Origin of the sequence: Paenibacillus typhae, from assembly GCF_900099765.1 — a bacterium.
Classification (GTDB): Bacteria; Bacillota; Bacilli; order Paenibacillales; family Paenibacillaceae; genus Paenibacillus_AQ; species Paenibacillus_AQ typhae.
Map to the genome: position 1 here is coordinate 26,876 of NZ_FNDX01000057.1, position 10,033 is coordinate 36,908.

Consider the following 10,033-nt stretch of genomic DNA (forward strand, 5'->3'; position numbering starts at 1 on the left):
CTGAAACATACAAAGGAGCCTGTACATCTTGAGATATTATGTTCTGGACCGCGGAGACGAATTGTCCATCAAACTTGCGGAGCAATTTCACAAGCTGGCGGCGGAGCGCAGCCTCGTTCTGGATGCCGAGTCCCCGGAAATCGTCATTTCGATTGGCGGGGACGGGACCATGCTGCATGCTTTTCACACCTTTATTGACCAGATTCCCAATCTTGCTTTTGTAGGCGTGCATACCGGGCATCTGGGGTTTTATGCCGACTGGCAGGCTGAAGAGCTGCCTGCTCTGATTGACCATATGTGCGGAACCACGGATCTTCCGCCCCACAAGCCCCGTATTGTGCGGTACCCGCTGCTTGAACTGGAGATCCATAAGAAATCAGGGTCCACTTCCCATATTGCACTGAATGAATTTACGCTCAAAGGGGTTGACGGGACAGTGGTCATCCAGGTGGACATCAATGATGATAACTTCGAGATGTTCCGCGGCGACGGTCTTTGCGTCTCCACACCGTCGGGCAGCACGGCCTACAATAAAAGCCTTGGCGGCGCAATGATGCATCCTTCGATTGATGCGCTGCAGATTTCCGAGATCGCCTCCATCAACAACCGCGTGTTCCGCACAATGGGCTCGCCGCTTTTACTGCCCAAGCACCATCACTGCGACATTTACTCTCGCAAGAATCAGCGCCTGCTGCTGACGGTCGACCATATCAACATTCCCGTTGATGATCTGATTTCCGTCCGCTGTCAGGTGTCAGACAAAAAAATCAGCTTTGCCAGATACCGTCCCTTCCCTTTTTGGAACCGGGTCCGTGAAGCCTTTCTGATCTAGCACAGCTGGTTTCAGCATGATTTGAGCAGCCGGGAAACAACAGCAGTCCCGGCTTTTTTACGTGCAGGATTTTTACAATCTTTTCTATTATTATTGACACGAATTGGTAGACAGAGAGAAAAATTGAATGGTATAATGAACCTATTTTACATAGAGTTTGTAACTCAAAAAGGAGAGAACATTGTTGAAAAAATTATCTGCTATCCTTGGGACCAGTCTGCTGGCTCTCGCCCTTTCGGTTCCTGCATTTGCAGCAGAAAAACCTATTTCCGTGTATGTTAACGGGACTAATCTTACCTTCCCGGCCGGTACCCCTTACCTGGATAACAACTCCGTGCTGGTGCCTTTCCGGGTTGTTTTCGAAAAGCTTGGAATGCAGGTGCTGTGGGATGCCGCAACCGGTACTGTAACCGGAACAAGCGATAACCTTACCATTACCCTGAAGATCGGCAGCAAGCTGGCCACCGTTAACGGCACAGTCAAGAAACTGACAGTCGCCCCTGTATCCAGCAACGGCACGACCTACATCCCGCTCCGTTTTGTAGCTGAAGCAACCGGGGGCTCCGCAGTCTGGGATGCTTCCAGCAGAAGTGTGCAGATCACAACTGCCGTGTCCACCGCAGCAAGCGACGAGCAGGCGATCACAGCGCTGATCAGACAGGCGATCCAGTATTACAATGAAGAGAAAGCCGTCAGCTATTACAATCTTATTGATGATGCAGACAGCTTTAGTGACGAGGTTGCCTCACTCAATTATTTTTTCAAGAACTATGACATGAGAACAACTATCGAAACCCTCAAGGTACTTAATGTCCAGGGCGATGAAGCTACAGCCTACACCGTTGAAAAAGATGTCCGGGCCGGCGGATATTATCTCCCTGACGAGCGTAACGAATATTTGTACAGTCTTGTACGCGTCAACGGAGCCTGGAAAATATCCGAGATCACCAACCAGGACAGCACTGTACTGTTAACCAAAGAGCAGGCCATGAAGACCACAGATATTCCCCAGGGACATGCAGCCCTTATCAAGGATAATCTCTCCAAGTACTTCCAGGCTATGACCGCCGAGAATGTCGATGCCACTTTGGCCCAGATGTCCTCTTACGGCGAAGAATACGATGCAGCCAAAAAGGAATCCCTACAGGAATTCTTTAAGCAGCTGGACCTGAGATACACTTTGAACAATTCCAATATTTATTATTACGATGCTGCTGCGGGTGAAGCGGCCGTCTATGCAGAAACCACGGTCAAGGAAGACAAAACAGGGGAAAGCGTAGAGCAGCCTATGCTGTTCATCTTCTATCAGACAGAGACCGGCGGCTGGACCATTGATGATTTCTACTATCTTGACTAGTTACTCGTGCAGCGCCAATAAATAACTTAAAAGGGTGCATCTATTTTATGAAACCGGCAAAATTAATCTCTGCTGTTGTGAGCAGCTGTCTGGCCATGTCACTCCTGTTCTCACCGGCAGCCCAGGCAGCAGAAAATGCGCAAGCTGCCTCTAATATGGATCTGATCAACGAAATCATGCAGTACCTGGAGGACTACAACGTGGAAGGCGTTGACCGCGACACGCTGATCCGCGGTGCCATTGACGGGATGGTCAACACGCTGGAGGATCCCTACAGCACCTACTTTACCAAGGAAGAAGCTGCAGAATTCGAGCATCAGGTGGACCTGGAGTATGTAGGAATCGGCATCAGAATGATGTACATCCCTTCTTCCAAGGAGCTTTATATTGAAGAGGTTCTGGCCGGTTCACCGGCTGAACAGGCGGGTCTGAAGCGGGGTGACACGATTGTGAAGATCAACGGTGTTGCCATCGGCGACACTTCGGGCGATGAGCTCGCCGGAGCTGCCGGAACGAAGGTTACCCTCCTGATCAGCAGAAACGGAGCCAGCAAAACAATCGTCGTAACGAGAAATGCCATTACCAGCGCCTCGGTCACCGGACAGATTATCGGCGGTAATACGGCCTATATTGCCCTTACCGGCTTCAGCCAGAGCGCTGACGAGGAATTCGCCAAGGTGCTGGCCAATATGCGGACTGCGGGTATGAAATCACTTGTTCTTGACCTGCGAGACAATACCGGAGGTTACATGGACACCGCCTATAACATTGCCTCCATGTTTATGGATTCCGGCATCATGATGTACACCTCTGACCAGAGCGGTGCACTTACGCCGGTTACCATTACGTCCGGAACCAAGATCGGCGTGCCTGTAGTCGTCCTGACCAACGAGTATACAGCCAGTGCTTCAGAAGCACTGACCGGCGCGCTGCGCGACAACAAGCTGGCAACCATCGTGGGTACACGCTCCTACGGCAAAGCCCGTATTCAGAGCCTGCTTCCTGTATCCAACGGCGATATGCTTAAGCTGACGACGATGAAGTATCTGACACCGAATAAAGAAGATTTTAATCACATCGGGCTCGCTCCTGATATTGAGGTTCAAGGCAGTAAAACGGCACAGCTGGTTACCGCTCTGCGGATCGCCGGATTGACCACAATTACACTGGCTGGCGATAACCACATTCTGGACGTTAACGGCCGCGCTTTTGCCGGAAACCTCGGTCTGCTGAAGCAGAATAACAGAGTATACGCATCGGCACGCGTGCTTGCTGCACTCGTAGAAAGCGACATTACGTGGGATTCCAAGAACAAGAAAGCCGTATTCACGAACGGGGCCGGCAAAGTGTTCGGATTTACTCTGGCCTCCAAAGAAGCGGTATCCAAGGACAATGAAACCCTGATCGATGTAAGTGCGTTCGCGAAGAAGTTCCCTGCTCTTACCTGGAGCTATAATGCAGCAGCCAATCAGCTGAAATTATCTGTAAAATAATCCTTGTGTTATCAAAAAGAGCATCCCGGCAACCATGTAGAATGGTTGCCGGGATGCTCTTTGTTCAAGTCCTTCAATTATTCCGGCAAGTACCAGTTAATTGGCAGAAGGATTGGATTGGTTCTTATTCTGCTGCTGATTCTGGTTGTGCTGCCTGCTCTGGGAATCCTTGTGATGCTTCTTGCCCTGTGCATCTTTATTCCGGTGATTCCGGCTCTGGTGCTCGCGCACAGGCCGATCCTTGCCATGCTCTTTTGAAGAGCCTCCATCCTTGTTACGGTCTTTTTTGGGACCTTCCCGATGCACTCTTACTTGAGGCGCGGGTTCGGCCTGCTCCGTCTGCTCCGCCTGGGAATCCGCCGATGCCGGCTCAGGAGCTTCCTTGATCAGAATATCCTTGAAATCCCCTTCTTTGGGCATTTCCTTTAATTTATGCAGCACAAAATAAGCGCATCCGAAATTGCAATATTCGTTGATGTAATCCACCATGCCGGAAATGGCTGTATCCCGGTTCACCTTAGGGTGGTTGTCCCGGAAAAAGCCCTTCAGCCGAAGCTGGCTGTAACCCCAGTCACCAATAATATAATCATAACGGTCCAGCACCTCGCTGTATCGCCCGCGGAATGCCTCCGGGTTCCAGCCGTCTTTATGATCGAGCATCAGCTCGTAGCCTTTTCCACCTATAACGATCAAGCGTGAGTCGCCTGCCTTTCAACTGTAAAAGTTTCAATGTGTATAGCCGTTGCCTCATATTATAGCATGCGGACTGTGCATTTGCCTGTTTTTGTGAAATTTGTCTGACGGAAATTTCCCGGCAAGCTGGTACTTCTAGACAGATGCGGATAAAATGCAGCTATTTGCCTCAATCTATAACAAAAGCATCCGGCAGCGGACCATTCCGGGTCAAGGCTTCATTTTATGTAGGAGGTAGTTATCATGCTGGTCCTGAGCAAAAGAAAAGCAAAATGGAGAGCCCTTTTATGTCTAAGCGCAGCTGTTATGTTATGCAGTCCGGTCCGGCAAGCTGCAGCCGCCGCCATTGCCCCGGCAGTGCAGTCTGGAAGTTCCTCAGCCGCCAAAGATGATGTAGCAGCTGCGCGGAAGGAACTGTATGAGCAGATGAGCGCAGCTACCGGGATCCCTTGGTTCCGGTTCGCTGCAATTGATCAATACGAGCGGACCATTGCCAAGAAGAAATCCGGCACCGCCGAAGCTCCGGTCAAATCCCGTCTTACCGGCATCCAGATTCCTGCCCCGGTGTGGGCCGGACCGCTTAATCCGGATCAGGCGGATATGTCCCCCGATTCCATCCGTTTTTTTGGCGGGATGGGCCATGACGGCTCCGGAGACGGCCTTGCCGATCCTGACAACGACGCCGATCTGCTCTACAGCATGGCCAGACATTTACTGAAATACGGTAACTCTGCGAGTGATTTCAGCATCGCCATCTGGGAATATTACCATAACGGCCGCGCTGCCCAGCGTGTTGGACAGTTCGCCAAGCTGTACGAGCATTTTGGACGGCTTGATCTGGCCGGCAGCGCTTTTCCGCTGCCGATCGGCAATTCTTATGCTTACCGCAGCACCTGGGGAACAGGCAGAAGCTGGGGTGGAGCACGTATTCATGAAGGGACAGACCTGTTCGCCCCGCATGGGATGCCTGTACGCAGCACCTGCTTCGGCATAGTCGAAACCAAAGGCTGGAACCGTTACGGGGGCTGGCGGATCGGAATCCGGGATATTGAAAACCGGTACCACTACTACGCCCATCTATCCGGTTATGATAAATCCATAGGACGCGGGGATATTGTGACGCCTGGCCAACAAATCGGCTGGGTTGGCAGCTCCGGCTACGGCAGCCCGGGAACACAGGGCAAATTCCCCCCGCATCTGCACTACGGTATCTATCGTGACCGCGGCATTACAGAATGGGCTTTTGACCCTTATCCACTGCTGAAGCAGTGGGAGAATCAGGAGTACCGGGCCCGGAAAAACAAGAAAAAATAAAGAAGGCCTTAGTACAGCAGCATACAGCCGAACGGCTCAAGCTCAACAAGCATTTTCCCGGTATTACGGATGGTCAGCCCGCTGAGCAGCTCGGTCAGCACGTTTTTATCAGACCGGATACTGTTCAGCTCAAGCTGGTAGGCATTTGGAGAATTATTGATCAATACAGCGATTTTATCCTGTTCCAGGCGGCGCACGAAACCCAGGACACCGCGGACCTCATCCGTGAACCAAGGGCGGAATGCGCCTTTTTGCAGGATCGCATGCTGCTTTCTCAAGGCAATCAGTGTTTTGTACCAATCAAACAGCTCCCTGCTCTGCTCCTGCTCCTGCCACAGCATCGGCTTGCGGCAATGCGGATCGGTCGCCCCCTCCATGCCGACTTCATCTCCGTAGTAGATCATTGGAATACCGATATAGGTCATTTGAAAAAAGACAGCCAGCCTCATCCGGGCGAGCGCTGTTCCCTGCCTGTCCCAGCCGCGTCCGTTCTCCTTGCAGGCGGTCAGAAACCGTTCGGTATCATGGCTGCCAAGCAATTGGAACATGGCTGAATTAGCCTGGTCATTATACAGCGCTTCAATATGCAGCAGCTGCTCCATGAAGCGTACCGGTCCGGCTGACTGTAGCGCAAAAAACTCCAGCACCGCTTCACGCAGTACATAATTCATCCCGCCGTCAAACTGGTCGCCCCTCAGCCAGGAACCGGAGGCATGCATAATTTCGCCGATCAGCAGCAGCTCGGGAAATTCCGCCTTGAGCTCACGGCGCAGCCGTGTCCAGAACTGCGGATTCACCTCATTGGCCACATCAAGCCGCCAGCCGTCAATTCCTGCCTCACGAACCCAGTGCTTCGCCACGGCAAGCATATAATCAGCGGTTTCGGGATTATCCATGTTCAGCTTGGGCATATGCGCTTCAGCTTTGGCAAAGGTCTCATAGGTCGGGGTCGGCAGCTGGCTGACCGGATAGGAACGGATAAAGAACCAGTCTTTATAACGCGATTGCTCCCCCTTTTCCAGCACATCCCTGAATGCAAAAAAAGTATCGCCGGCATGATTGAACACCGCATCCAGCAGCACCTTGATACCATGTCTATGAGCTTCCTCCACCAGTTTTTTCAGGTCCTCTGCGGTTCCGAAGGCGGGGTCAATCCTGTAATAATCGGAAGTATTGTATTTGTGCTCGGACGGGGATTCAAAGATCGGAGTCATGTAGACGGCTGTTACACCCAGCTCCCGGAGATAAGGGATTTTATCCGTAATGCCCTGCAGGGTTCCCTGATTATAGCTGCTGGGATAAATCTGGTATACGATCGTCCCGCTCGTCCATGACGGCACTGCCAGCGCTTCGGGCCGGTGCATGTAGGCATACTGGAAAGCTCCGGCATGCTCGCGGTTTCCGGCTACTCCTCTCTCCCCATACCACGCATAATTACCGGCCGGATCAGAGGCGTGGAATACATAACGGCATCTGCCGGTTGCGGTCTGAATGACTGCCTCATGAAGCTCATAAGCTCCGGCTGATCCTATCCGCTCCATCAGAAGCGGCTGCTCACTCCCGGGTGAATCATAGCGGTCCGAATGAATGACGGTGCAGCACAGCTGCAGACCGGCGGGCACGAACAGGCGCAGCTTCAGTGCCCCTTTTCCGTCAGGGAAGGCAAACGGATCCTCAGCAGTATGGTGAAAAAACCAGCGTGTCGGCATATTATACAGTCTCCTTATTTAGGTAAAATCGTCCGGATTCCTGAGTGAATGTGGCCATGGGCCGTTCAAGACTGCTTAACGCCTTATTTCGCTAGGGAAACCGGTTTCTCTAAATTGAAATTACCATCTGCTGTATACGTTGTCAATTCCCTTCAGCTGCAGGCTCATGAAGCGCCCGCTTGTCTGATGAAATGCAGAACCTCCTGCATCACCCGATCCTGCTTGTCACAATGGCAGACCATATGGCCGCTTTGTTCCACCATCAGCACCTGCTTCTGTCCGGACGGAATCGTCTGCTCCAGAAACCCGGCGCTTTTGGTTTTTACAAGATGATCCCTTGTTCCCTGAACAATCAGGGTGGGAGCTGTTATCTGCGGATAAATATCAAAGCTCTCGCGGACCAGACGCTGAAACTCCCGGGTCGCTTTGGGCGGTGTGGAGCCGAACTTGCTGATATAATTTTTGAGCATCGCCGGCTTGCCCAGTGTTCTCACAATCTCCAGCGGATTGAGCGGGAACACGGGTGCCGACAGCAGGGTAAGTGACTTGACGCCGGCACGGTACTGTACGCACAAATGGGAAGCAATCAGCGCACCGGTTGAAAATCCGATCAAATGTACGGGCTCCTTCTCCTCGAGAAGCTTGTTCAATTCTTCCTCAGCGCTTTGCAGCCAGCCAAATCTGTCGGACTGCCTGAGCTCCCGTCTGCCGCCGCCATGGCCTTTGAGCGTAAAGGTCCGGGAACGGTAATCATGCTGCTCCATATACTGTGACAACGGGGAAATCTCATATTCTCCGCCGGTAAAGCCGTGAATGAATAAACAACTGTCCATATCAGGCCTCTTTTCTTATGGGAATATACAGCGAAGCTGCACTTATGCTTTCATTGTATCCAATAAATGCAAAATAAGCCTTAACGATTCAATCGTCAAGGCTTACGCCGTGCAGGTCTCCGGGGTGAGCGTGGTCAGCTCTCCCACCACGTCAGGCTAAGGGCGGAAGTGATGACCAGCCCTACCGCTGAGCTGGACGAGGTTACACCCGCACTCAGCGAGCTCCCCGGAGGCACAATAATGCTGCCTGTAAAAGCCTGTGAAAAGCTGCCCGGCGCCATCTGATAGCTGTTCAAGACTGTCCCGCCGCTGATTGCCGCCGTCGAGGACTGAACCGTCATACTGCTCGCAGCTGCGCTGGCCAGATTATTGTTAACCGGAGGAAGGGCTGCGGGCGAGGTCAATGTTCCCCCTCTGACTATCGTAAAGGTACCTGACATAGCGGACAGCAGCGAAGAACCTCCGATGCTCCCGGTAATCCGGGAGATATAGACCGTCCGGCCGCTGCCGGCCGGGTTATTGATACGGACAGAGATGATTGCCGAAATCAGGCTTAGAACAACTGTGGCACTTGCGGAGGCGTTGGCCGAATACAGGACCGCGCTTTCCGAAGCATCCAGCTCCGGCGGAGCTGTAATATCCGGAGACCGGAACGTATTAGTCATCTCCACAGACATCGGCTGATCATTGTCATTGAACACATTATGATTAGGCACTGGTACTCCTCCTTTGCCGCTTCAATATTCCCACCAGTTAATCGATCCGGTTGCGGCTGAGCTTCCAGAGGCTATCGTTACGGAGAGCGTCAGGGAGCTGCCGGGAGGCACGATGATCCGCCCGTTATAATCGACAATAAGCGGACCTGCAGCCAGCAGAAGTGAAGCCAGAGTGTCCGGCGAGCCGGTAGGCGCTGCTGTGGCCGTGCGGGCTGTCATTACGCTGGTCACGCTGCTTCCGAAGTTAAAATTGACTGGTGTCCCTATAGAACCCGTAACCGTCGCATTCCGCAGCAGGGTCAGCGTCACGGCCGCCGTGGCCGAGCTTGCGGTCACCCTTGAGACGTAGGCGGTGCGTCCTCTGTCCGCGGGGTTGAACAGCTGGATTACGAGCGGGGCAGATGTAGTTACTGTAGAGGCAAATGGAATGGCAAACAGCAGGCCGGATATGGCCGCATCAGCTTCCGGAAGGGAATCAATTGCCGGAGCAATATAGGTATTGACCTGCTCGGTATATAACGGCTGGCCGCTCTGGTTAAAAACAGCATCATTCGGCATATTTCTGCCCTCCCTCTTACGAGAATACTTTTATTTTATGCCGCCGGCGGCCACAGGTTGTCTAAAAATCCGCGTATTTTTTCCCGCTTGGCCCAAGCATCCTCTTGTCTTCCCCATATATTATTATCACACCATTCGAATGGCTTATTTTACATCCGTACAGGCTTTCTGGCTTGCCTGCGCAGAGCTTATCCCGACCAAGACCCAGACGACGGTTTGGGTCTTTTGCCCGAGTATGCCCTGCACACTCTATTCTATGAAAAAGGGGTGATCCACTGTTCCGAATTACAGTTCGTTTCAATCCAACCCGGATAATCTGCGTACGCTGATTTTTGGCCGGGACCCGTCCACTTTAAATGATCTGCCGCTGACTACGGACCCCAGCGGAAACCTGACCACCGTCATTCTGAACGGCACGATCTCCAGCATCCTGGGCGCTACCATCACTGCCGGTACATTATCCTCCGCAGGTACAGTAACCAACATCCTGAACGGGACTATTACCAGCGTGCTTGGCGCTACCATCAC

General features: G+C 52.4%; 10 protein-coding genes. 4 read left to right on the forward strand and 6 right to left on the reverse strand.

Features of this window, described 5'->3' with window-relative positions; translation table 11 throughout:
* Positions 1–28 precede the first annotated feature (28 nt).
* From BLR64_RS27280 to BLR64_RS27290, 3 genes are all read left to right on the forward strand, one after another.
* On the forward strand, positions 29–832 hold the full coding sequence (locus BLR64_RS27280; RefSeq protein WP_090719531.1) for an NAD kinase: 804 nt from the start codon (positions 29–31) through the stop codon (positions 830–832).
* Between the two features lie 184 nt (positions 833–1,016).
* Positions 1,017–2,189, forward strand: coding sequence for a copper amine oxidase N-terminal domain-containing protein (locus tag BLR64_RS27285; RefSeq protein WP_167360796.1), 1,173 nt, complete (start codon positions 1,017–1,019; stop codon positions 2,187–2,189).
* Between the two features lie 47 nt (positions 2,190–2,236).
* On the forward strand, positions 2,237–3,682 hold the full coding sequence (locus BLR64_RS27290) for a S41 family peptidase (protein ID WP_090719535.1): 1,446 nt from the start codon (positions 2,237–2,239) through the stop codon (positions 3,680–3,682).
* A gap of 96 nt (positions 3,683–3,778) precedes the next feature.
* Here the strand turns inward: BLR64_RS27290 and BLR64_RS27295 are convergent, their stop codons facing one another.
* Positions 3,779–4,375, reverse strand: coding sequence for a YutD family protein (locus tag BLR64_RS27295; RefSeq protein ID WP_090719537.1), 597 nt, complete (start codon positions 4,373–4,375; stop codon positions 3,779–3,781).
* A gap of 243 nt (positions 4,376–4,618) precedes the next feature.
* Between BLR64_RS27295 and BLR64_RS27300 the strand changes: the two genes are divergently transcribed.
* Positions 4,619–5,689, forward strand: coding sequence for a M23 family metallopeptidase (locus tag BLR64_RS27300; RefSeq protein ID WP_090719539.1), 1,071 nt, complete (start codon positions 4,619–4,621; stop codon positions 5,687–5,689).
* An 8-nt stretch (positions 5,690–5,697) separates the two neighbouring features.
* Here the strand turns inward: BLR64_RS27300 and BLR64_RS27305 are convergent, their stop codons facing one another.
* The 5 genes from BLR64_RS27305 to BLR64_RS30465 form a co-directional block, all read right to left on the reverse strand.
* On the reverse strand, positions 5,698–7,398 hold the full coding sequence (locus BLR64_RS27305) for an alpha amylase N-terminal ig-like domain-containing protein (RefSeq protein WP_090719541.1): 1,701 nt from the start codon (positions 7,396–7,398) through the stop codon (positions 5,698–5,700).
* 164 nt (positions 7,399–7,562) lie between these two features.
* Positions 7,563–8,231, reverse strand: coding sequence for an alpha/beta hydrolase (locus tag BLR64_RS27310; RefSeq protein WP_090719543.1), 669 nt, complete (start codon positions 8,229–8,231; stop codon positions 7,563–7,565).
* Between the two features lie 134 nt (positions 8,232–8,365).
* Positions 8,366–8,947 (reverse strand): hypothetical protein, encoded by a 582-nt coding sequence (locus BLR64_RS27315; protein WP_090719545.1) that lies wholly within the window; start codon positions 8,945–8,947, stop codon positions 8,366–8,368.
* Between the two features lie 21 nt (positions 8,948–8,968).
* Complete coding sequence (locus tag BLR64_RS27320; protein WP_090719546.1) at positions 8,969–9,505, reverse strand: hypothetical protein; 537 nt, start codon at positions 9,503–9,505, stop codon at positions 8,969–8,971.
* Positions 9,506–9,802: 297 nt separating this feature from the next.
* Positions 9,803–10,033: hypothetical protein (locus BLR64_RS30465; RefSeq protein WP_167360797.1), on the reverse strand; the 231-nt coding region annotated here is incomplete at its 5' end.